This window comes from Lacinutrix cladophorae (assembly GCF_053604645.1).
This window is the reverse complement of the sequence record NZ_JBSHNR010000090.1, coordinates 1-252: the sequence shown is the minus strand read 5'-3', so window position 1 is coordinate 252 and position 252 is coordinate 1. Positions and strand designations below refer to the sequence as shown.

The window sequence follows — 252 nt, the reverse complement described above, 5'->3', positions numbered from 1 at the left end:
CGATTGGAATGCTGCAAACATACTTGCACTACAATCTTGTGGTACAGATAGCTGTGATGCAGATGCGGTCTTTGATGTAACTTCGGATTATGCTTTCACGAACCTTGCTTCCACTTGTGGTGCTGGTGGTACTATTACTGTTATCTATACGGTATCGGATGATTGTGATAATGAAACTACACTGACTGCGACACTTACCCTTGAAGATTCTATCGGTCCAGACCTTACTGCTTGTACGGTTGTAGATGAAAC

1 protein-coding gene is annotated in these 252 nt (G+C 42.9%); it reads left to right on the top strand.

The window, feature by feature from the left end:
• Positions 1-252 (top strand): hypothetical protein (locus tag ACVC3Y_RS05830; protein ID WP_452226354.1); only part of this gene is annotated, 252 nt, incomplete at both ends.